This is a genomic window from Dyella japonica DSM 16301, from assembly GCF_001010355.1.
GTDB classification, from domain to species: Bacteria; Pseudomonadota; Gammaproteobacteria; order Xanthomonadales; family Rhodanobacteraceae; genus Dyella; species Dyella japonica.
Genome location: NZ_JPLA01000019.1, coordinates 12,399 through 34,047, shown reverse-complemented (window position 1 = coordinate 34,047; position 21,649 = coordinate 12,399). Strand labels below are relative to the sequence as shown.

Genomic DNA, 21,649 nt, shown 5'->3' with positions numbered 1-21,649 from the left:
AGCTTATACGCGGGTGCCCGCAGCGCGCGAGTCGGACAAAAGGCCGGGGTGAGGCTGCCTTCGCTTCCAGGTGGAGCGTACGAACTGCGCCTGCCCGTGCAGGCCGGCAAGCAGCAAATCAGGAAGCCGAGGCTTTTGCGTAGGCGGGATCGAGCTGCTTGAGGAACGCGCGTACCTGGGCGTTGATATACGGATTGGCCTGGCCGCTGTCCTGGTCGATGATCGCCTTGTCCTTGAACGACATCGTCTTCAACAAGCGCCCGGTACTTGCATCGAACACATGCACGGTGGCGTTGTAGCTGATCATCGGGCGCATGCTGCCGCCGCCCATCGGGTTGGCTGGCGCGGAAAGGTCAGGCACGTAGCGCATGGTGATGCGATAAGGCTGCGCCTGCTCCGCCGCGGGCGATGGCGTGCCCGTCATGAAGACCCGGTTGTCGGACGCCACGGTTTCCAGCATGACGTGGCGGTCGTCCGCCCAGCGGTCGAAAGCGCGCTCCACGATGGCGCAATCGACCGTGTTGCTGGTACACGCCAGGTAGGCATGAAACCGCGGAGCATCCTGCGCGCCAAACAGCTGCACCGGTGCATCGCCACTGGGCGAGCTGGCGCAGGCATTCAACAGCAGCAGACCGAGCAAACTACCGAACGACCTTCCGATGCGCATGACGACTCCGTGTTTGGCCTACGACGCCGCATCACCGCGGCGATCCATCATGGCTGCTTGGTCGGTCGCTTCCAACCATGCAGCGTCACCTGCTTGGCGCGCGCGATGGTCAGCTCGCCGGCCGGCGCTTCCTTGCCGATCACCGAACCGGCGCCGATGGTCGCATCCGCACCCACGGTGACCGGCGCGACCAGCGCGCTGTTGGAACCGATGAAGGCGCGGTCACCGATCACGGTGAGATGCTTGTTGGCGCCATCGTAATTGCAGGTGATGGTGCCGGCACCGACGTTCACGCCGCGCCCGATGATGGTGTCGCCCAGATAGCTCAGGTGATTGGCCTTGCTGCCTTCGCCGAGCGAGGCCTTCTTGGTCTCGACGAAATTGCCGATGTGCACGCCCGCCGCCAGCTCCGTGCCCGGACGCAGGCGCGCAAACGGGCCGATCGTGCACGGGCCAAGCGTCACCACGCCTTCGAGATCGCAATGCGCCTGCACGACGGTGCCGCTGGCGAGCTTCACGTCTTTCAGCCGCGTGAACGGACCGACCTGCACGTCATCGCCGAACTGCACGTCGCCTTCGAGTACGACATTCACGTCGATCTCGACATCCATGCCGGCGCTGACCTTGCCGCGCACATCGATGCGCAACGGATCGGCGATGCGCACGCCTTCCAGCGCCAGCGCCTTGGCTGCACGCGCACGGTATTGCGCTTCAAGTTCGGCAAGCTGCCAGGGATTGTTGGCGCCGGCCGTTTCGAATTCGTCTTCGCATTCCACGCAGGCTGCCGCGCGATTTTCGCCGGCCGCCATGGCGAAGATGTCGGTGAGGTAGTACTCGCCCTGCACATTGTTGCGATCGAGTTTGGACGTCCATCGCTTGAGGGCCACGGCATCGGCCGCCAGGATGCCGGTATTGATCAGGTTCATCGCGCGCTGCGCATCGTCGGCGTCCTTTTCTTCCACCACGGCGCGCACGTAGCCGTTGCCATCGCGAAGCACACGGCCGTAGCCGTGCGGATGGGTGACGCGCGTGGCGAGCAGGCTCACCGTGCCTTCGGCCCGCACCAGGGCCTCCAGCGTCTGCGTGCGCGTGAGCGGCACGTCGCCGTACAGCACGAGCACAGTGACGTCATCGGGCACCTCCAGCAGCGCCTCACGCACGGCGTGGCCGGTGCCGAGCCGCTGCGATTGCAGCACCCAGTGCAGGTCGTCCTGGCCCTCGAACGCCGCCCGCACCTGGTCGCCGCAATGCCCGTAGACCACATGGATCGCCTTCGGCTGCAGCGCGCGCGCCGCCTCCAGCACATGCGCAAGCAGCGGCCGACCCGCCAGGGGCATCAGCACCTTGGCCTTCTTCGACTTCATGCGCTTGCCTTCGCCGGCGGCGAGGACGATGACGTGCAACGGCGTGGTCTTGTGCATAGGATCCAACCTGTCCTTGACTAGCGGCGGAGGATAGCAGCCGAGGCCCGACGCCCTACGGCCCTGATGATGTAGAACCTATGGCTATGGCAGGGCATGCGCGACGGCGCTGGCGTCGGCCACCGGCTTGCCGTCTTTCCAGGCGAAGCGGAACACGTAGTCCAGACTGAAGGGGCGCGCCTCAGTGCTCACTTCGTGACTGTTGCCGTTGGCGTCCGCGGCCCATTGGCTGAAACGCAGCGGCTCGAACGTCCATTGCATGGCGGTCTCGCGCACGGCCTGATCGAACTGGCGGACTTGTGCATCGGCCTGTGCCTCATCGGCGATGCGTACCTCAACGACCTTGCCTGCTTCGTTGACGACGAGCGTGGCCTGTACCTCTTGCGGCGGCAGGCGCTGATCGAGCAGAGCGGCCGGGTACGGCGGCGAGGGGTGATGCCAGGGAATCGCCCCGGTGGAGATCTCCCCCATGGCGAGCTGGTAGTGCTGCATATCGTCCTTGGCCACGGCCCGATACGAGGTGTCGCCCTCGGTGGATGGTTTGGACGAGGTGGTGTGGGGTGCGTCTGCGCAGCCCGCCAATGACACGATCAACGCGGCCGGCAGGAACCATGCGGCCCTGGGCCCATCGGCTTGCTGCCTCGCATCCATGTCGTAGCCCCCGCTGTCGAGTAGCCGCAGCATAAACAAAAACGCCGGCCCAGGGCCGGCGTTCTGCGGGGTGCTACCCGGGCAAGTCCGCTCAGTGCTTGAGCGTCTTGCGCATGCGCTCCAGCGCCTGCAGCTGGGTGATGGCCTGCGCCAGCTTGGCCTGCGCCTCGGCAATCTCGAGCGCGTCGCTACGGTTGGCCAGGGCGTCTTCCGCTTCCTGCTTGGCGCGCTGGGCGGCCGCTTCATCCAGGTCGGAGGCGCGTGCGGCAGTATCGGCCAGCACGGTGACGACCTGCGGCTGCACTTCCAGGATGCCGCCCGACACCCAGAACTGCTGACGCTCGCCATTGGCCAGCACCACGTCCACGTGGCCGGGCTTGAGGCGGGTGATCAGCGGCGCATGGCGGGGCGCGATGCCCAGTTCGCCCATCTCGCCGGTGGCGACCACGAGCTGCGCGTCGCCGGAGAAGATCTCGGCTTCGGCGCTGACGATGTCGACACGGAGGGTATGACTCATGAGGGTATTCCGGTGCGTTCGGTGAAAAGCAGACGATGCTATGTGGAGCCGATGAGGCGCGGCCTGCGCGCCTCATCGTGGTGCCTCACAGGGATCAGGCCGCCTTCTTGGCGCCCATGTCCTCGGCCTTCTTGGCGGCCTCGTCGATGCTGCCAACCATGTAGAACGCCTGCTCCGGCAGGTGGTCCACGTCGCCGTCCACGATCATCTTGAAGCCGCGGATGGTTTCCTTCAGCGGCACGTACTTGCCCGGCGAGCCGGTGAACACTTCGGCCACGTGGAACGGCTGCGAGAAGAAGCGCTCGATCTTGCGGGCGCGCGACACGGCCAGCTTGTCGTCTTCGGACAGTTCGTCCATGCCCAGGATCGCGATGATGTCCTTCAGCTCCTTGTAGCGCTGCAACGTACCCTGCACGCGGCGGGCGACGTCGTAGTGCTCGGCGCCGACCACATCCGGATCGAGCTGGCGGCTGGTCGAATCCAGCGGATCCACGGCCGGGTAGATACCCAGCGAGGCGATGTTGCGGCTCAGCACCACGGTCGCATCAAGGTGAGCGAAGGTGGTGGCCGGCGACGGATCGGTAAGGTCATCGGCGGGCACGTAGACGGCCTGGATCGAGGTGATCGAACCGGTCTTGGTCGAGGTGATGCGCTCCTGCAGCACGCCCATTTCCTCGGCCAGCGTCGGCTGGTAACCCACGGCAGACGGCATGCGGCCGAGCAGCGCGGACACTTCGGTACCGGCCAGCGTGTAGCGGTAGATGTTGTCCACGAACAGCAGCACGTCCTTACCCTTGCCCGACTCGTCCTTCTCGTCGCGGAAGTACTCGGCCATGGTCAGGCCGGTCAGCGCCACGCGCAGACGGTTGCCCGGCGGCTCGTTCATCTGGCCGTACACCATGGCCACCTTGTCGAGCACGTTGGAGTCCTTCATCTCGTGGTAGAAGTCGTTGCCCTCGCGGGTACGCTCGCCCACGCCGGCGAACACGGACAGACCCGCGTGCGCCTTGGCGATGTTGTTGATCAGCTCCATCATGTTCACGGTCTTGCCCACGCCGGCGCCGCCGAACAGGCCGACCTTGCCGCCCTTGGCGAACGGGCACATCAGGTCGATGACCTTGATGCCGGTTTCCAGCAGGTCGTTGGCGGCGGCCTGGTCGTCGTAGCTCGGCGCTTCGCGGTGAATGACCCAGCGGTCCTGCTCGCCGATCGGACCGGCTTCGTCGATGGGGTTGCCCAGCACGTCCATGATGCGGCCCAGCGTGGCCTTGCCGACCGGCACCTTGATGCCTTCGCCGGTGTTGCGCGCCACGAGGCCGCGCTTGAGGCCATCGGTGGAACCGAGGGCAATCGTACGGACGATGCCGTCACCCAGCACCTGCTGGACTTCCAGCGTGATGTCGGTGCCGTCGACCTTCAGCGCGTCGTAAACCTGCGGCACCTGATCGCGTGCGAACTCCACGTCGATGACCGCGCCGATGATCTGTACAACTTTGCCCTGACTCATGGATGTGCTCCGGATGGATCTTTTAGGTTCGTTACAAGCGCCGCTATCGCGTCGCTCTTAGTTTAAAAGTGCTGCCATGGATGGCAGCTTTTTGATCTTGGCGATCACGGATGATCGCTTTAACTACTCGCGGCCATGGATGGCCGCTTTTTGATCTGCTCTTGCAGGCAGGGATGCCTGCACTTATACAGCCGCTGCGCCGCCGACGATTTCCGAGATTTCCTGGGTAATCGCAGCCTGACGCGCCTTGTTGTAAATCAGCGTCAGTTCACCGATCACCTTGCTTGCGTTGTCCGACGCGCTCTTCATCGCCACCATGCGCGCGGCATGTTCGCTGGCGAGGTTTTCCAGCACGCCCTGGTACACCACCGACTCGATGTAACGGCCCAGCACGTGCTCGAGCACCGTGGCTGCATCGGGTTCGTAGATGTAATCCCAGTCGTGCTTCTGATCGAGCTTGAGCCCGGCCACCGGGAAATCCGGAGACTGGGTGGAAGGCTCGGCACCGACCATTTCCTTGGCCACCACCGGCAGCGGCAACAGCGCGTGCACGGTCGGCTTCTGCGTCATGGTGTTGATGAAGTCGTTGTGGGCCAGGAACACGCGATCCAGCTTGCCCTCGACATACGCATCGAGCATCACCTTGATCACGCCGACCAGGCTTTCGACCTTCGGCTTCTCACCCAGGTGGCTGACGCTGCCGATCAGGTTCACGCCCTTGATGCGGCGGAAGAACTGCGTGGCCTTCTGGCCGACGGCGACGACGTCGATTTCCGCGCCCTTGTCCTGCCACTCGCGAATGATCGGCAGCAGGCGACGGAACAGGTTCGAGTTCAGGCCGCCGCACAGGCCGCGATCCGTGCTGACCACCAGGAAACCGACGCGCGCAACCTTCTCGCGCTCCACCAGGAACGGATGGCTGAAATCGGTGCTGGCCTGGGCCACGTGCGCGATCACCTTGCGCATGGCACGCGCATAGGGACGCGAGGCCTTCATCAGATCCTGCGCCTTGCGGATCTTCGAGGCCGAGACCATCTCGAGCGCGCGCGTCACCTTGCGCATGTTCTGCGTGCTCTTGATCTTGGTTTTGATTTCGCGTCCGCTTGCCACGTTTGCCTCAACCTATTGGGTTAGTGCGATCCCGGTCAGCCGACCGGAGTTCGGTACGGCCGTCTGGACGGCCGTACACCCTTGACTGCTTACCAGCTGCCGGTCTTCTTGTACTCGTCGAGCGAGGACTTGAAGGTGGCTTCGATGTCGTTGTTCCAGTCACCGGTGGCGACGATCTTCTTCATCAGCTCGCCGTGGTTCTGGTGCATGAAGGCGTGCAGGCCCTTCTCGAACGGCAGCACCTTGTTGACCGGCAGGTCATCGAGGTAGCCCTTCTCGGCGGCGTACACCGACAGTGCGAGCTCGGCGATGGACAGCGGCGAGTACTGCGCCTGCTTCATCAGCTCGGTCACGCGCTGGCCGCGGTCCAGCTGGGCGCGGGTGGCCGGGTCCAGGTCCGAGGCGAACTGCGCGAACGCAGCCAGCTCGCGGAACTGCGCCAGGGCCAGCTTCACGCCGCCGGACAGCTTCTTGACGATCTTGGTCTGGGCGGCACCACCGACGCGCGACACCGAGATACCGGCGTTCACGGCCGGACGGATGCCGGCGTTGAACAGGTCGGTTTCCAGGAAGATCTGGCCGTCGGTGATCGAGATCACGTTGGTCGGCACGAACGCGGACACGTCACCGGCCTGCGTTTCGATGATCGGCAGCGCGGTCAGCGAACCGGTCTTGCCCTTCACTTCGCCGTTGGTGAACTTCTCGACGTACTCCTCGGAGACGCGAGCCGCACGCTCGAGCAGACGCGAGTGCAAATAGAACACGTCGCCCGGGTAGGCTTCGCGGCCCGGCGGGCGCTTGAGCAGCAGCGAGATCTGGCGGTAGGCCACGGCCTGCTTGGACAGATCGTCATAGATGATCAGCGCGTCTTCGCCGCGGTCGCGGAAGTACTCGCCCATGGCGCAACCCGAATACGGCGCGATGTACTGCAGCGCGGCCGACTCGGAAGCGGAAGCCACCACCACGATGGTGTTGGCCAGCGCGCCGTTCTCTTCGAGCTTGCGCACCACGTTGGCGATCGACGAACGCTTCTGGCCGATGGCAACGTAGATGCACTTAATGCCGGAATCTTTCTGGTTGATGATCGCGTCGATGGCCAGCGCGGTCTTGCCGGTCTGGCGGTCGCCGATGATCAGCTCGCGCTGGCCACGGCCGATCGGGATCATCGAGTCGACGGACTTGTAGCCGGTCTGCACCGGCTGGTCGACCGACTTACGCCAGATCACGCCCGGCGCGACCTTTTCGATGGCCGAGCTGGTCTTGGCGTTCAGCGGGCCCTTGCCGTCGATCGGGTTGCCGAGCGAGTCGACCACGCGACCCAGCAGCTCCGGACCGGTCGGCACTTCGAGGATGCGGCCGGTGGTCTTGGCGGTGTCGCCTTCGCGCAGGTGCTGGTATTCGCCCAGCACCACGGCGCCCACCGAGTCACGCTCGAGGTTCAGCGCCAGCGCATAGGAGTTGCCCGGCAGTTCGATCATTTCGCCCTGCATCACGTCGGCCAGGCCGTGGATGCGCACGATGCCGTCGGACACGCTGATGATGGTGCCTTCGTTACGTGCTTCCGCGCCGAGCTTGAACTGCTCGATGCGGGTCTTGATCAGTTCGCTGATCTCGGACGGGTTCAAGGTGGAGCTGGACATGGGTCGATATCCTGAGATTTGAGTCTTTTTTGAAGAGCCAGCCACTGCTGGCGTGGCGCTTCGCGAAACGGACTTCGCTTAAATTCTTTAAACCGTCAGCGCGCGGGTCATGCGCGCCAGACGACCGCGGGCCGAACCGTCGATCACTTCGCTGCCGGTATCGATCACCACGCCACCGAGCAGCGAGGCATCGACCTGGGTTTCCAGTTCGATCTCGCGCTTGAAGCGACGCTTGAGCGACACCTTCAGCTGTTCAGCCTGGGCGGCGTCCAGTGCGAACGCACTGGTCACCTTCACCAGCAGCTGCGATTCGGATTCGCGCTTGTACGCTTCGTACAGCGCAGCGATTTCCGGCAACAGCGCCATGCGACGGTGCTCGGCCAGCTCACCCAGGAAGCGGGCGAACGGCGCGTCGGCAGCCATGCCCTGCGGCAGGTGCAACGCGACCAGCTGGTCCGCCGTCACGCGCGGATCATTGCCGAAACCGGCCACGCGCGAGTCCTTCGCCACTTCCGCGGCGAAGGCCAGCGCCTGCGACCAGGCGCCCAGCGAGCCGGCCGCGTGGGCCACCTCGAAGGCGGCACGCGCATACGGACGGGCGAGGGTGATTGCCTGTGCCATGACTTAGATCTCGGCCGCGAGCTGGTCGAGCATCGCCTTGTGGGCGTTGACGTCCACTTCGCGCTGCACGATTTTTTCCGCGCCCTGGACAGCCAGACGGCCGACCCAGCCACGCAGTTCTTCGCGCGCACGCTGCTGCATGCTGACGATTTCCTCGGCAGCGGCCGCCTTCAGACGACCCGCCTCGGTCACGGCTTCGGCGCGAGCCTTGTCCACGATCTGGTTGGCCTGCTGCTGCGCACGCTCGATGATCTCGTTGGCCTGCTGACGGGCCTGCTTGATCTCGACGGCCACCTTGGCGTCGGCGTCCTTGAGTTCGGCGCGCGCCTTTTCAGCGGCGGCCAGACCTTCGGCAACCTTCTTCTGGCGCTCTTCAATCGCGTGATTGAGCTGCGGCCAGATGAACTTGGTGGTGAACCAGACCAGGATGGCAAAAGAAACCATCTGGCCCAGGAAAGTCAGATTGATATCCATGAGCTTTCCAAATACTCCCGAACACGTTGAAGTTGACGTGAAGTCGCGGCTCTAGAAGCGCCGCGACACCACATAACCCGCTCCGATCGGCCTTGCGGCCAAGCGAAGGCTTAGTGCAGGGCGCTGATCAGCGGGTTCGAGAAGGCGAACAGCAGCGCCACGGCCAGGCCGATGATGAACGCAGCGTCGATCAGGCCGGCGAGCAGGAACATGCGGCCCTGCAGCAGCGGCACCAGCTCCGGCTGACGGGCGGCGGACTCAAGGAACTTGGAACCCATGATGGCGATACCCAAGCAAGCGCCCAGAGCGCCGAGGCCGATGATGATGCCGATGGCAATGGCGGTCAGGCCCTGCACGTGTGCGATGAGTTCCATGGTGTTCTCCTGTGAATCGATAACGGGTTGTTGGTTAGAACAAGAAAGATGAAGCGAAACTTGGAGTAAAGCGAAACTTAGTGATGCTCACGCGCCGTCGCGATGTACACGATGGTCAGCATCATGAAGATGAACGCCTGCAGCAGGATGATCAGGATGTGGAAGATCGCCCACACCGAGTTGAACAGCACGCCCGGCAGGAAGCTGATCCAGCCCGCGAACAGACCCGCGATCAGCATGAAGACCAGCTCACCACCGTACATGTTGCCGAACAGTCGCATCGCCAGCGAGACCGGCTTGGACAGGTATTCGATGACGTTGAGCGCGAGGTTGAATGGCATCAGGATGATCTTGACGATCATGTTGTCCGCATGGAACGGCGCCGTGATCAGCTCCCAGCCAAAGCCGCCCACACCCTTGGCCTTCATGCCGTGCGCCAGCACGATGAAGAACACGGCCAGGGCCAGGCCCATGGTGGTGTTGATGTCGGCGGTGGGAACCCAGCGGAAGAAGGTGTGATGCGCGGCTTCGGCACCGGCGAGGCTCTTGACGGCAAAGCCAGGCGCATCCAGCGGCAGCAGGTCCATGGTGTTCAGGAACACCACCCACATGAAGATCGACAGCGCCAGCGGGGTCACCGTACGGCGGTCGCCGTGGAAGGTGTCCTTCACCTGGGTGTCGACGAATTCCACGATGATTTCGACGAAAGCCTGGCCCTTGGACGGCACGCCCGAGGTCGCCTTGCGGGCCTTCAGCCAGAACCACAGGCAGAACAGGGCACCCAGCACGAAGGACACGACGAGCGAGTCGACGTGGATCTTCATGAACGCACCATCACCCAGGCTCACCACGTTGTGGTGAAGGTGATGCTGGATGTACTCAGTTAGTCCGCCCTGCGGCTCGCTTGCCATGTGTTAGCCCTTGAATCTGAACGCCAGCAGATTTATTGCGTAAGCAGCCACCAGCCCCGTGATGGCAGCTAGTGGCGGTAATTTCCATTGACCCAGGATCGCGATCAGCCCTCCGAAGATCACGATCCACTTCAGGACCAAACCTGACATCACGTGCCACATGGCCGTGCCTCCCCCACCCAACCCCTTGAAGGAACGCCACGCCAGCAGCGCGGAACCCAGCGCCACCAGGGTGGCGCCTGCAGCGGCCGCCACGGCTTCGCGGGGCCCCTGCATCAGGAAGGTGAGACCGACGGCCACCGCCACGGCCAGCTGCAGCAAAATCATGCGCAGTGCCAGACGACGACCGGAAGCAAGACTGTTGATCACGTGATGTTCCCGCGCGGCTTCGCTCAAGGCGGCACCGAACCAGCTGCGGGCCACGGTCCAATCCCAAAAAGTATATCAGCGAGGCATTTACAGCGACAAGCCGCGGCTTGCGCGACATCTTGTCCACGGGCCGATCTGTTCACAAAACCGGCAGCCGTCGTGAGAACTCACGAAAGAAAAAGGGCCGGACAACCGTCCGGCCCTTAGACGCAACTGGGGGGAAGAAGCGCTGCGTCGCTAAGCGGTCTTACTTGGCGCCAGCGGCGGCAGCGGCCTTCTTGACGGCGGCGACCGGCGCGGCCACGGCGTCGTTGGCAGCCTGCTGCTGCTCCTGCGCGAGCGCGCTGAGCGACTCGGCGGTCTTCTGCGTCACGGCGATGATTTCCTGGGTGACGGCCACGGCGCGCTCGGCGTTTTCACGGCCGGCGGCAGCTGCCTTTTCCCACAGAACGCGGAAACCGTCGATATCGCGGGTCTCGAGGGCGCCACTGAAGAAGTCAGCCGCAGCTTCCGACTGCTTTTCCAGCGCACGGAGCTGCAGATCGGCGACCTGCTCCAGGCCCTTGAAGGCCACCGACTGGGCCTTGAAGGCATTGTCGGCAAACTGCTTGGCGTAGGCGAAAACCTGAGAGTTCAGTTGCTGCGTCATGACTTGGGTCCCTCGACGGGATTAGGGGTAGTGGCGACTAAGCTACCAAGTCATTTTGTGCATTGCAATATATTTTTCCTGGACACGCTCACGTGTCACGAAAAATTCAAGATTACCAATCTATTACATTCAAACGCCGATCTATTGCGACGCGTCAAAAGCTGTCACGGCTACAACTGGCGCCCGAGGTGCAGGTCTCGTGCACCACCACCTTGTCCAAGCCCGGCAGGGACGGCTGCAAGCGCTTGAAAATCCAGCGACACAGCACTTCGCTGGTCGGATTCTCCAAGCCCTCGATGTCATTGAGGTAATGATGGTCGAGCTGGTCGAACAGAGGGGCGAACGCCGCTTTGACGTCGGCGAAGTCCATCACCCAGCCGAGGGTGGGATCCGGCTCGCCCTCGACGTGGATCTGGATACGGAACGAATGCCCGTGCAGGCGCGCGCACTTGTGGCCCGGCGGCACGTTCGGCAGGCGGTGAGCCGCCTCGATATGGAATTCTTTGAAAATATGCATGCGGCCATTCTAGCGCCTAGCTGTTTACAGCCACTCAGGCAGGAGCCAGCCGGCGAGTTGGCCGGCCCTCAAGCAGAGAGCCGGCCCACCTCGGGTCACTTCACGCTGATGACCACCTTGTCGATGTCACCCGTGTACTTGAAAGGCGGCTGGTAGGCAGGCGTCACCGGCTGGCCAGTGTCTTCGCCCACACCGAAGGTATCGATGCCGAAGCGGCCGGCCACGGTCTGGTCCAGTTTCCCGGTGGCAACCACCGCGCCATCCACCTTGAGGGTGACGTTGGCGCCTTTGCCCACTTCGCCCTTCTTGCCGAGATAGTCGAAATCAACTTCCACCGTGGATGCCCCGGACTTCAGGGGTGACTTGCCGCGGATGGCCGTCTGCTTCTCGAAGTAGTTGTAGTCAAACACGGGCACGCCTTTGTCGAGATAGAGCGTCAAGCCCGCTGCCGTGCCACCGAAGCCCACAATCACGCCACTGGTCTGCGCGCCATCGGCTTTGACGTTGGCTACCAGTTTCCACGAGCGATTCTTCATCGGCGGCGCTGCGGTTTCCGGAATGCGCGTCGCACCTGCGGCGAAGGTGAACTCCTTGGCATTGGGATCGGAGCCGGTGACCGCTGGCTTGGGCACCGCAAGACGCGCCGAGCCGCGGTCATCCAGCGGATAGACATGGAACTGTGCCGCCGCCTTGTCGAACGCCGCTTTCATCTGCGCCAGCTTCTCCGGCATCTTGGCCGCCAGATCATTGGCCTCCGAATAGTCGTCCTGCAGGTTGTAGAGCTCCCAGCGATCCTTGTCCCAGTTGCCTGGCGCCAGGTCCTGCCGCCACGGCATGGTGTGCTGCGCGTCGGCTTTCCAGCCGTCCAGGTAGATCGAGCGATTGCTCAGAATCTCGAAGTACTGCTCGTTGCGGCCCCGGTAGTCATTGCTGCTGAAGGCAGCGAGGAACGATTTGCCAGCCAGCGGGTACTGCTTGATGCCGTTGACCGTGTCGGGCATGGGAATGTGCGCCGCATCGAGCACGGTCGGCAACACGTCGACCAGATGCACGAACGCATCGCGCGGCTTGTCGTCGTGTTTGATCTTGGCCGGCCACCACGCCACCATCGGATTGCGCGTGGCGCCCAGGTGCGAAGCCACCTGCTTGACCCACTGGAATGGCGTATCGCCTGCCCAGGCCCAGCCGATCGGGTAGTGCGGCTCGGTGCCGGGCTCGCCGATACGGTCGATGTTTTTCAGTACGTCCTGCAGGTCGGTCTGCAGGCCATTGAGGTTCTTGATCTCGTTGAGCGTGCCGTCAGGGCCACCCTCCGCCGAGGCACCGTTGTCGCCCACGATGTAGATCACCAGCGTGTTGTTGGCGTCCGGCAGCTGCCGCACCGCATCCAGCAGCCGGCCGATCTCGTGATCGGTGAAGGACAGGTAGCCGGCGAAGTTTTCCATCAGCGCGGAATACACCTTCTTCTGATCGGCGTTCAGCGAATCCCACGGCTTCACCCAGTCCGGGCGCTTGGTGAGCTGCGTGTTGGCGGGAATGATGCCTTCCTTGAGCTGCTGCTGATAAACGATCTCGCGATACTTGTCCCAGCCCATGTCGAACTTGCCCTTGAACTTGTCGCGCCACTCCCTGGGCGGCTCGTGCGGCGCGTGCGCAGCGCCCGGCGCGAAGTACATGAAGAAGGGTTTCTGCGGCGCCATCGACTTGAAGAACTTCATGCGCGCAATGGCGCGATCGGTCATGTCCGTCATGAAGTGATAGCCCTGGGCGGGCGTCTTGTCCGGCTCGACGGGCGTGGTGTTCTCGAACAGCACCGGATACCACTGGTCCGTTTCGCCGGCGTTGAAGCCATAGAAGTATTCAAAGCCCAGCCCCGTCGGCCAGCGGTCGAAGGGACCGGCGACCGAGGTTTCCCAGTCGGGCGTGTTGTGGTTCTTGCCGAACCACCAGGTGGAGTAGCCGTTGTCCTTGAGGATCTCGCCAATCGTGGCGGTGTCCCTGGGGATCATCGTGGAGTATTCGGGAAAGCCCGTGGCCCACTCCATCAGAAAGCCGTTGCCGGCGTCGTGGTGGTTGCGTCCAGTCAGCAAAGCCGAGCGCGATGGGCCGCAGATGCCGGTGGTGTGGAAGTCGTTAAAGCGCAGGCCTTCGGAGGCAAGCTTCTCGAGGTTGGGCATCGGCACCAGCCCGCCAAAGGCGGATGACTGGCCGAAGCCCACGTCATCCAGCAGGACGATGATGACGTTGGGCGCGCCCGCGGGCGCCTTCGGCGGACTCTGCCAGGCGGACGTGGATTCCTTATACGTCTTGCCGATCTTGCCGGTGAACGGCGATAGCGGCATGGGCAGCTTGTTGCGGTCCTGGACGTTGCCAGCCGCGGGCGGGGGAGCCACATCTTGAGCGAGGACACCTGCACAAAGCACAAGCAACAAGGGCACTACGAGCGCCATGAGGCGTAGCCGGTTTCCCATGATGACTCCCGGAGATCACGTCCACGAAGACCACAAGCAGCCTGGACGCGGGGCGCCCGTCGGGCATTGGATCATCGGAGTGTTGGGCCGGACAGCGAGCTTCTACGTAGAAGGACTGCGTGAATTTACCTAGGCGGGTGCGCCCCATCGAGGCCCGGCCAGGGCAAAGCACACCAAAGGAGGCGGCTGCGCTCCTCGTGTGATCGAGCCACCTAGATCAACGTGGGCCCTGAACGCAAAAAGCCCGCTGCAAGCGGGCTTTGGACGATCTTCAGACACATGGTGGCTATGGGTGGACTCGAACCACCGACCCCAGCATTATGAGTGCTGTGCTCTAACCGGCTGAGCTACATAGCCTTGGGTGCCGCCCGCCAGGGACGTCGACGTGAGGTCGACCAGGCAGGGCCCGGCAGTTTAGTTGGCCCCGCCTTCCGGTTCAAGGGGGCCGGTTGCTCCCGCTTCCTGCGCTGTGCTTGAATCGACGTCGAGCCGCGGTGGTTTCCTGTAGTCCGCCGTACCCGCCCGGCTCCAGGAGGCAACATGATCGACGTCGATGGCTATCGTCCGAATGTGGGCATCGTTCTGCTGAATGCGGACGGCCGGCTGTTCTGGGCGCGCCGCGTCAATCGTGATGGCTGGCAGTTCCCCCAGGGCGGCATGCGCAGCGACGAGACGCCGCTGGAAGCCATGTACCGCGAGCTGGAAGAGGAAACCGGCCTGGCCGCGCACCACGTGGAAGTGATCGGCGTGACCCGCGGCTGGCTGCGCTACCGCCTGCCCAGCCGCTACGTGCGCCACCACCAGCACCCGACCTGCATCGGGCAGAAGCAGGTGTGGTTCCTCTTGCGCCTGGTGGGCAGCGAGGATGCGCTGAAGCTGGATGCCTGCGAGAAGCCGGAGTTCGACCACTGGCGCTGGGTGGATTTCTGGTACCCGGCGGCCCACGTGGTCAACTTCAAGCGCCAGGTCTACGAACGCGCCTTGCGCCACTTCGCGCCCCTGGTGGAGACCTTGCTGAGTGTCCAGCTGGGCGATCTGCCGCACCGAGACGGTCCTGACGCAGGCGACACTCCGCGCAAGGGCAAGGCCGCGGCCTGACAGGCCGCCAGCCAGCTCGCTCAGGTCCAAAGCCCAGGCTGGCCTACGGCAGGGTGGGATTTCGCCCGCCTGCCTCCTTCACCAACCCTGACGGCAGCTGAACCACCCCGCTGACGACGGCCTGCTCACTGAGTTGACAATCATTCGCATTTGCGTTCCCATATGTGCCATGTATATCTGCATGTGCAACGCCGTCACCGACGGCGACATCCGCCGGGCCGCCAGCGAAGGCGTCCATCAGTTCGCCGAGCTGCAGGCTCGCACGGGCTGTTCGGACTGCTGCGGTTGTTGCGAACAGGAAGCGCGCGCCACCCTCGACAAGGCTGTGCAGCAGGTGCGTCTGACACTGCCGATTGCTGCCATCGCCTGATCCGGCGTCCCACAGCTCTCCCCCCGAAACGCGCGGCCTTGGCTGCGCGTTTTTGCATGCGCAACTCTTAGTCATTCTCGTTCCGACATGCCTGAAAAACTCGCCGTATAGTCGCCCTCTGCGCTGAAGGAGACTTCCCATGAAGGGCGACGCGAAAGTCATCGAATTCCTCAACAAGGTCCTCTACAACGAGCTGACCGCGATCAACCAGTACTGGCTGCATTACCGCATGTACAAGGACTGGGGCTACGACGAGCTGGCGGAGCACGAGAGGAAGGAATCGATCGAGGAAATGAAGCACGCCGACAATCTGGTCGAGCGCATCCTGTTCCTCGACGGCCTGCCGAACCTGCAGCACCTGGGCAAGCTACGCATCGGCGAAAATCCGGTGGAATGCCTGCAGGGCGACCTGGATCTGGAAATGGCGGCGGTGAAGGATCTGCGCGAAGCCATCGTCCATAGCGAAAGCATTGCCGACTTCGTCAGCCGCGACCTGTTCAAGAACATCCTGCATGACGAGGAAGAGCACATCGACTGGCTGGAAACCCAGTTCAGCCTGATCAAGGACCTCAGCGCCGAGCGCTACCTGCAGTCCAAGATCGAAAGCTGATCGGCCATCTGGCACCCCAGGACGACGGCCCAAAGCGTGCCGTCGTTCCTTGACGCTTTCTACACGTCAGGGCTATACCTTGGTTTTTCCTGGGAAGGCCGGGCATGGCTTCACGTCCACCGCCGCGCTTCGTGGTACGTCCGCACGACGCGTCCGTCGGGCGGCGTCGCGCCTTGTGGCTGGGCGCCGCGTGGCTGGCCAGCCTGGTCATCGTCGCCCTGGTGGTCGGGGGGCTCACCCGGCGCACCACGCCCGCTGCGCATGAAGAACGCCAGCTCAAGACGCTGACCCAGCAGAACGACGACCTCCAGCAGCAGGTGGCCAACCTGCAACGCGCGGGCCAGGTGGCGGACATCGCCAACCGCTCGCTGCGCAAGACGCTGGGCGAGCGCGAAGAGGAAATCAGCGGCCTGCGCGCGGACCTGGGTTTCTACTCGCGCCTGACCGGCGGCGACGCCCAGCGCGAAGGCCTCAAGGTGCAGGAAGTGCGCCTGCAGCCGGTGGACAACTCGCATGCGTGGAACCTCACGCTCAGCCTCACCCAGAACGCCAAGCGCGGCGACGACGTGACCGGCAATGCCAGCGTGAGCATCGAAGGCCTGCGCGGCGAGAAAGTGGTCCAGCTCGACTGGGCGGCGCTGGGCGACAACGCGCAGCGCGACGGCATGCCGTTCCGCTTCAAATATTTCCAGCAGCTCCAGGGCACCATCGTGCTGCCCGCCGATTTTCGGCCTACCCGTCTGATCATCAAGGCCCAGCCGGCCGGGGACGACCCGGTCACGCGCACGGTCGCCTGGGGTGAGGCGCTGTCCGGCCATCTCACACCGACCCAAGGGGAACAAGATGCTCAACCGTAAGCGCAGCGAGCGCGCACCCAACAGCCACGACACCAGCCTGATCGCCCGCGGCACGGTGATCCACGGCGATGTGCGCTTCAGCGGCGCGCTGCACCTCGACGGCCAGATCGTCGGCTCGGTGCTGGCCGATGAGGCAGGCGCCGTGTTCACCCTGAGCGAGAACGGCCACGTGCAGGGCGAGATCCATGTTCCCCACGCGATCATCAACGGGCAGGTGCGCGGCGATATTCATGCCAGCGACCGCCTGGAACTGGCCCCCGAAGCACGCGTGATCGGCGACGTTCACTACAAAACTCTGGAAATGGCCGCTGGCGCCCAGGTCAACGGCCGCATGAGCCACCACGCCGCCGAGCTGACCCGCGAGCTGCCGGCACCGTCGATGCGGGACGCGGAAGCCGTACCGGCCTGATCGCGGTATCCTTGCGTACGCTTTGCCGCATCCCCACTTGAGCATCATGGATACCGTCGTCCCTCTCCCCATCGTTCCCGATTACCGCAGCGCCGGCTCTGCCCTGGTCTTTACCGAGGCGGCAGCCCGCAAGGTGCACGAACTCATCCAGGAAGAGGGCAACCCGGAGCTGAAGCTGCGCGTGTACATCACCGGCGGCGGCTGCTCGGGCTTCCAGTACGGCTTCACCTTTGACGAGGCCCAGGCCGAAGACGACTTTGCGATCGACCGCGAAGGCGTCACCCTGCTGGTCGACCCGCTGTCGCTGCAATACCTCACCGGCGCCGAGATCGACTACTCGGAAAGCCTGAGCGGCTCGCAGTTCGTCATCCGCAATCCCAATGCCAAGACCACCTGCGGCTGCGGTTCCTCCTTCTCCACCTGAGAGTCGTCACGGCATGGATCGCATCACCTTGCCGCGGCCCAATACCTTCGCGGGACTCAGCCTGATCCTTGATCGCGTCGCCGAACGGCGCGACGAAGGCATGTGGGTGAACGAGCAGGGCGCGTCCGAACACGCGCGCTACCTGCTGATCGATCCGCTGGGACAGACCTATTTGTCGCCCGATAGCGACACGCTGCGCTGGCTCGACAGCGCCGAGCGCGAGCGCCTGCTGGGCGACCTCAAGGCCAGCTTCATGGGCTTGGCAGATGAGCAGCCACGTTTCCTGCTGGCGATCGACGACGCTCAGCGCGCGGCCGACCTGGAGCAAGCGCTCGGTGCGCGCCGCGGCGGCCTGCGCGATATCGGCTTGCTGCTGCCTGCCGATGAGGCCGGCCTGTTCGCCTACGCCAAGGGCCTGGTGCACTGGCAGCGCGAAACCCGGCACTGCCCGTACTGCGGTTCACCGCTGGTGCTGGTGGCCTCGGGCCATCGTGCACAGTGCACCAACGCCGAATGCGGGCGCATGCATTTTCCGCGCACCGATGCGGCCGTCATCGTCATCGTGGAACACCAGGGCGCCTGCCTGCTCGGCCGCCAGGCCGGCTGGCCGAAGGGCCGCTATTCCACGCTCGCCGGATTCGTCGAGCCCGGCGAATCGCTGGAAGATGCAGTGCGCCGCGAAGTGGCGGAAGAATCAGGCGTGCTCGTGGGCGAGGTGCATTACCACTCGTCACAGCCGTGGCCGTTGCCGCAATCGCTGATGGTGGGCTTCACGGCGAAGGCGCTGTCGCGCACCATCCGCCTGCGCGATCAGGAGCTGGAAGAGGCTCGCTGGTTCACGCCGCAGGACATCGTCGAGGGCATTGCCGACGGCAGCTTCCTGCCTTCGTTGCCGTTGTCGGTGTCCTATCGGTTGCTCGAGCACTGGCTGCGCCAACAGGCCGGCCTGGAGCTTGACGAGCTCGTCGCGCAGCGCAAGAGCTGAAGTTCTCCGGACAGTCATTCCGGCCTGCGCCGGAATGACGAGCGGTACGCCCGGCTACGCGCCCACTGACCCGTCACCGCCTTGCCCTACAATGCGCTCGTCGATAGGGAGAAACGTGTTCATGGCTGTCTGTCTGCTCGCTGCACTCATCGCACTTGGCCTGGTCCATGTCATGCCGCAGCTCGTGCATTGGCGCGGCGACGGCGGCTTCCGGCGCTGGGTGGCGCAGCTGGGTGATACCAGCGGTCCGGCGCGCGTTGCGGTGACCCTGGGCGTGCCGGTGGTGCTGTGCCTGATCGCCATCTGGCTGATCGACCTGTTGCCGGGCAGCGATCTTTTTCGCCTGATCTTTTCCCTGGTGGTGCTGCTGTATTGCTTCGGCCCGCATGCGTACGAAGCGGATCTGGAAGCCATCATCAAGGCACCCGACCAGCCGTCGCGTGAAGCCGCCGCCCAGGCGCTGTCGGACGACGGCGAGCCGGTGGCCTGGAGCGCGCTGGCACTGGGCGAAGCAACCGCCTATGCCGCGCTGCGCCGACGCTTTGGCGTGCTGCTGTGGTTCTTCCTGCTGGGTCCTGCCGGTGCGCTGCTCTATCGGCTTGCGCAAACCCTGGGCCGCGACCAGACCCTGCGGCTGGATACGGCAGCGCGCAACGCCGCCCGCTCCTTTGCCAACATGGCTGACTGGCTGCCTGCGCAGTTGATGGTGTTTACGCTCGCCCTGGTGGGCCATTGGGATGCGGTGATTGGCGCGTGGAAGCGCTGGCACCAGCAACAGCCGCCCAACAGCTGGTATGTCGAAGGCCCGGGCTTTCTTGGCGCCGCCGCGCGCGCGGATGTGCAGGTGGATATTGAAGCGGGCGACGGCTATGCCGAGGAACGCATCGATACGCTGGCCGAACTGATCCGCCTGCGCGGCGCCTTGCTGCGCGCACTGCTGGCATGGCTCAGCGTAGTGGCCTTGATCGTGCTGGCCGGCTGGATGGGTTGATCAAGCAGGCGATCGCAGGGGACTCGCGCGATCGCCTGGCAAACCGTCAGGCGAAATCGCCGCGCAGCTCGCGCACCCGGGCTTCCAGCGTTTCCAACTGCGCGTCCTGCGGTGAGTAGGGCGCGCCGGCGACCAGTTCCACGCGTGCGCGGAAGCGTCGCGGCAGGCGCGCACGGTGCAACATCGAATCGCGCCGACTCCACACGCTGCCCCACAGGCCGCGCAAGGCCAGTGGCACCACCGGCACCGGGCGTCGTTCCAGAATGCGCGCTACACCCGGGCGGAACGGGGCGATGTCGCCATCCTTGCTCAGACCGCCTTCCGGAAAAATGCACACCAGCTCGCCATCGGCGAGCGCGGCATCCACTTCATCGTAGGCCCGCTGCAGCACGACCGGATCTTCCTTGTACCCGGCAATCGGAATCGCCTTGGCCGTGCGGAACACGAACTTCAGCACCGGGATATTGAAGATCTTGTAGTACATGACGAAACGCGCCGGCCGACGCAGATTCGCCATCAACAGCAGCGGATCCATGAAACTCACGTGGTTGCACACGAGCAGGGCGGGGCCTTCCTGCGGAATGTTTTCCAGCCCATCGACGCGCACGCGGTACAGCGTGTTCACCAGCACCCAGGTGATGAAGCGCATCAGGAATTCGGGAACGATGGTGAAGATGTACGTCGCCACCGCCACGTTGAGCAGCGCGGCAGCGAGGAAAATCTGCACCGCCGTGAAACCCAGCGCACCCAGCGCCAAGCCGAAACCCGAGGCCAGGCAGATAAACAGCGCGTTGATGATGTTGTTGCCAGCGATCACGCGTGAGAGCCGGTCGCGCGGCGTGCGCGCCTGCACGAAGGCGAACAGCGGCACCACGTAGAAGCCGCTGAACACGCCGATCAAGGTGAGATCCATCGCCACGCGCCAGCTGCCTGAGCTGTGCAGGAAGCCTAGCCAGTCCAGGCCATGCGCCGTCGCCAGGTGTGGATGTGCCAGGTAAAGATCCACGCCAAACGCCGTGAGGCCAAAGGCGCCCAGCGGCACCAGGCCCACTTCGACGCGACGCCCCGACATGCGTTCGCACAGCAGGGCGCCGACACCCGTGCCCAGCGAGAACAGCGTGAGCACCAGCGTATTGACCGAACCGTCGCCGCCCAGGTTGAGGCGCGTGTAGTTGGGCAGCTGCGCGATCAAGACGGTGCCGAAGAACCAGAACCAGGAAATGCCGAGCACCGCGTTGAACACGCGGCGATCCTGCTTGGTGATGCCAAGCACGCGCGCGGTTTCGCTGGCCGGATTCCAGTTGAACACGAGGTCCGGCGCCGTCGCCGGTGCCGGCGGAATGCGACGGCTGGCGAGATAACCGAGCACCGCGACAAGGATGGTGGTGGCGGAGGCAGCGATGGGCCCGAAGCCCGCGATCAACATCAGCGAATTGCCCGCAATCATGCCGATCAGCATCGCCAGCTGCGTACCCATTTCCACCAGGCCGTTGCCGCCCACCAGTTCTTCCGGCTTCAAGGCCTGCGGCAGGATCGCGTACTTGATCGGCCCGAACGTGGTCGAGTGCAGGCCCATCAGGAACAGCACCACCAGCAGCAACGTCGTGTGATGCGTGTAGAAGCCAATCGCCGCAATCGCCATGGCGGCGATCTCGAACAGCTTCACGTAGCGGATGATGCGTGACTTCTCGTATTTCTCCGCCAGCTGTCCGGCGGTGGCCGAGAACAGGAAATACGGAAGAATGAACAAGGCCGGCGCCAGGTTGGTGTAGAGCGACACCGTCTTGTCATCCAGCCCCATCTGGAACGCCACCAGCATGACCATCGCGTTGCGGAACGCGTTGTCGTTGAACGCTCCCAGCGCCTGCGTCCAGAAGAATGGCGCGAAACGTCGGCTTCCCAGCAGGTTGAATTGGCTCATGCGCAGCTCGGTGGCGTGGTGTCCTTCACGCGCGGAGCATAGCAGCGGGGCCATAACGCACGGGCGCGGCCTTCGATCTTTCTGG

24 protein-coding genes and 1 tRNA gene are annotated in these 21,649 nt (G+C 64.0%); 8 read left to right on the top strand and 17 right to left on the bottom strand.

The features are described from left to right. Nucleotides 1-118: 118 nt before the first annotated feature. The 16 genes from Y882_RS07225 to Y882_RS07150 form a co-directional block, all read right to left on the bottom strand. Entirely contained in the window at nucleotides 119-667 is a 549-nt protein-coding gene (locus tag Y882_RS07225; protein ID WP_046971232.1) for a hypothetical protein, read from the bottom strand. 47 nt (nucleotides 668-714) lie between these two features. Continuing rightward, nucleotides 715-2,088 carry a bifunctional UDP-N-acetylglucosamine diphosphorylase/glucosamine-1-phosphate N-acetyltransferase GlmU gene (gene glmU, locus Y882_RS07220; RefSeq protein ID WP_046971231.1) on the bottom strand — a complete coding sequence of 458 codons (1,374 nt, stop codon included), beginning with the start codon at nucleotides 2,086-2,088 and terminating at the stop codon, nucleotides 715-717. Nucleotides 2,089-2,172: 84 nt separating this feature from the next. Beyond that, a complete protein-coding gene (locus Y882_RS07215; RefSeq protein ID WP_244466276.1) occupies nucleotides 2,173-2,772 on the bottom strand; it encodes an energy transducer TonB in 600 nt (199 codons plus the stop codon). 58 nt (nucleotides 2,773-2,830) lie between these two features. After that, nucleotides 2,831-3,256, bottom strand: a complete 426-nt coding sequence (locus Y882_RS07210; RefSeq protein WP_046971230.1) for a F0F1 ATP synthase subunit epsilon — start codon at nucleotides 3,254-3,256, stop codon at nucleotides 2,831-2,833. 94 nt (nucleotides 3,257-3,350) lie between these two features. After that, nucleotides 3,351-4,763 (bottom strand): F0F1 ATP synthase subunit beta, encoded by a 1,413-nt coding sequence (gene atpD, locus Y882_RS07205; RefSeq protein ID WP_046971229.1) that lies wholly within the window; start codon nucleotides 4,761-4,763, stop codon nucleotides 3,351-3,353. A gap of 183 nt (nucleotides 4,764-4,946) precedes the next feature. Further along, on the bottom strand, nucleotides 4,947-5,873 hold the full coding sequence (gene atpG / locus Y882_RS07200) for a F0F1 ATP synthase subunit gamma (protein ID WP_046971228.1): 927 nt from the start codon (nucleotides 5,871-5,873) through the stop codon (nucleotides 4,947-4,949). An 89-nt stretch (nucleotides 5,874-5,962) separates the two neighbouring features. After that, entirely contained in the window at nucleotides 5,963-7,513 is a 1,551-nt protein-coding gene (gene atpA, locus Y882_RS07195) for a F0F1 ATP synthase subunit alpha (protein WP_046971227.1), read from the bottom strand. 87 nt (nucleotides 7,514-7,600) lie between these two features. Beyond that, nucleotides 7,601-8,134 (bottom strand): F0F1 ATP synthase subunit delta, encoded by a 534-nt coding sequence (locus Y882_RS07190; protein WP_046971226.1) that lies wholly within the window; start codon nucleotides 8,132-8,134, stop codon nucleotides 7,601-7,603. Between the two features lie 3 nt (nucleotides 8,135-8,137). After that, nucleotides 8,138-8,608: a F0F1 ATP synthase subunit B gene (locus Y882_RS07185; RefSeq protein ID WP_046971225.1), complete on the bottom strand. Its 471-nt coding sequence runs from the start codon at nucleotides 8,606-8,608 to the stop codon at nucleotides 8,138-8,140. 110 nt (nucleotides 8,609-8,718) lie between these two features. Further along, entirely contained in the window at nucleotides 8,719-8,982 is a 264-nt protein-coding gene (gene atpE / locus Y882_RS07180) for a F0F1 ATP synthase subunit C (protein WP_046971224.1), read from the bottom strand. Nucleotides 8,983-9,059: 77 nt separating this feature from the next. After that, a complete protein-coding gene (gene atpB / locus Y882_RS07175; RefSeq protein WP_046971223.1) occupies nucleotides 9,060-9,893 on the bottom strand; it encodes a F0F1 ATP synthase subunit A in 834 nt (277 codons plus the stop codon). Between the two features lie 3 nt (nucleotides 9,894-9,896). Continuing rightward, entirely contained in the window at nucleotides 9,897-10,316 is a 420-nt protein-coding gene (locus Y882_RS07170; protein ID WP_244466275.1) for a hypothetical protein, read from the bottom strand. 193 nt (nucleotides 10,317-10,509) lie between these two features. Next, nucleotides 10,510-10,911 (bottom strand): phasin family protein, encoded by a 402-nt coding sequence (locus Y882_RS07165; RefSeq protein ID WP_046971222.1) that lies wholly within the window; start codon nucleotides 10,909-10,911, stop codon nucleotides 10,510-10,512. Between the two features lie 154 nt (nucleotides 10,912-11,065). Next, a complete protein-coding gene (gene queD, locus Y882_RS07160) occupies nucleotides 11,066-11,428 on the bottom strand; it encodes a 6-carboxytetrahydropterin synthase QueD (RefSeq protein WP_046971221.1) in 363 nt (120 codons plus the stop codon). Between the two features lie 95 nt (nucleotides 11,429-11,523). Continuing rightward, the gene (locus Y882_RS07155; protein WP_046971220.1) at nucleotides 11,524-13,821 is read right to left on the bottom strand and encodes an arylsulfatase; all 2,298 of its coding nucleotides are present in this window, start codon (nucleotides 13,819-13,821) and stop codon (nucleotides 11,524-11,526) included. Between the two features lie 358 nt (nucleotides 13,822-14,179). Next, nucleotides 14,180-14,256 (bottom strand) — tRNA-Met (locus tag Y882_RS07150). 183 nt (nucleotides 14,257-14,439) lie between these two features. Here Y882_RS07150 and Y882_RS07145 point away from each other — a divergent pair. From Y882_RS07145 to Y882_RS07110, 8 genes are all read left to right on the top strand, one after another. Beyond that, nucleotides 14,440-14,997: an RNA pyrophosphohydrolase gene (locus Y882_RS07145; protein WP_046971219.1), complete on the top strand. Its 558-nt coding sequence runs from the start codon at nucleotides 14,440-14,442 to the stop codon at nucleotides 14,995-14,997. 169 nt (nucleotides 14,998-15,166) lie between these two features. Continuing rightward, the gene (locus tag Y882_RS07140) at nucleotides 15,167-15,367 is read left to right on the top strand and encodes a (2Fe-2S)-binding protein (protein WP_046971218.1); all 201 of its coding nucleotides are present in this window, start codon (nucleotides 15,167-15,169) and stop codon (nucleotides 15,365-15,367) included. Nucleotides 15,368-15,506: 139 nt separating this feature from the next. Beyond that, a complete protein-coding gene (gene bfr, locus Y882_RS07135; RefSeq protein WP_046971217.1) occupies nucleotides 15,507-15,977 on the top strand; it encodes a bacterioferritin in 471 nt (156 codons plus the stop codon). A 104-nt stretch (nucleotides 15,978-16,081) separates the two neighbouring features. Continuing rightward, complete coding sequence (locus Y882_RS19975) at nucleotides 16,082-16,834, top strand: DUF6776 family protein (RefSeq protein WP_046971216.1); 753 nt, start codon at nucleotides 16,082-16,084, stop codon at nucleotides 16,832-16,834. Further along, nucleotides 16,821-17,243 (top strand): bactofilin family protein, encoded by a 423-nt coding sequence (locus tag Y882_RS07125; RefSeq protein ID WP_046971215.1) that lies wholly within the window; start codon nucleotides 16,821-16,823, stop codon nucleotides 17,241-17,243. The genes Y882_RS19975 and Y882_RS07125 overlap by 14 nt, the downstream gene beginning before the upstream one ends. 46 nt (nucleotides 17,244-17,289) lie before the next feature. After that, the gene (gene erpA / locus Y882_RS07120) at nucleotides 17,290-17,667 is read left to right on the top strand and encodes an iron-sulfur cluster insertion protein ErpA (RefSeq protein ID WP_046971214.1); all 378 of its coding nucleotides are present in this window, start codon (nucleotides 17,290-17,292) and stop codon (nucleotides 17,665-17,667) included. A 13-nt stretch (nucleotides 17,668-17,680) separates the two neighbouring features. After that, entirely contained in the window at nucleotides 17,681-18,652 is a 972-nt protein-coding gene (gene nudC, locus Y882_RS07115) for an NAD(+) diphosphatase (RefSeq protein WP_046971213.1), read from the top strand. Nucleotides 18,653-18,773: 121 nt separating this feature from the next. After that, nucleotides 18,774-19,643 (top strand): regulatory signaling modulator protein AmpE, encoded by an 870-nt coding sequence (locus Y882_RS07110; protein ID WP_046971212.1) that lies wholly within the window; start codon nucleotides 18,774-18,776, stop codon nucleotides 19,641-19,643. A gap of 46 nt (nucleotides 19,644-19,689) precedes the next feature. Here the strand turns inward: Y882_RS07110 and Y882_RS07105 are convergent, their stop codons facing one another. Then, nucleotides 19,690-21,564, bottom strand: a complete 1,875-nt coding sequence (locus Y882_RS07105) for an MFS transporter (protein WP_046971270.1) — start codon at nucleotides 21,562-21,564, stop codon at nucleotides 19,690-19,692. Nucleotides 21,565-21,649: the final 85 nt, after the last annotated feature.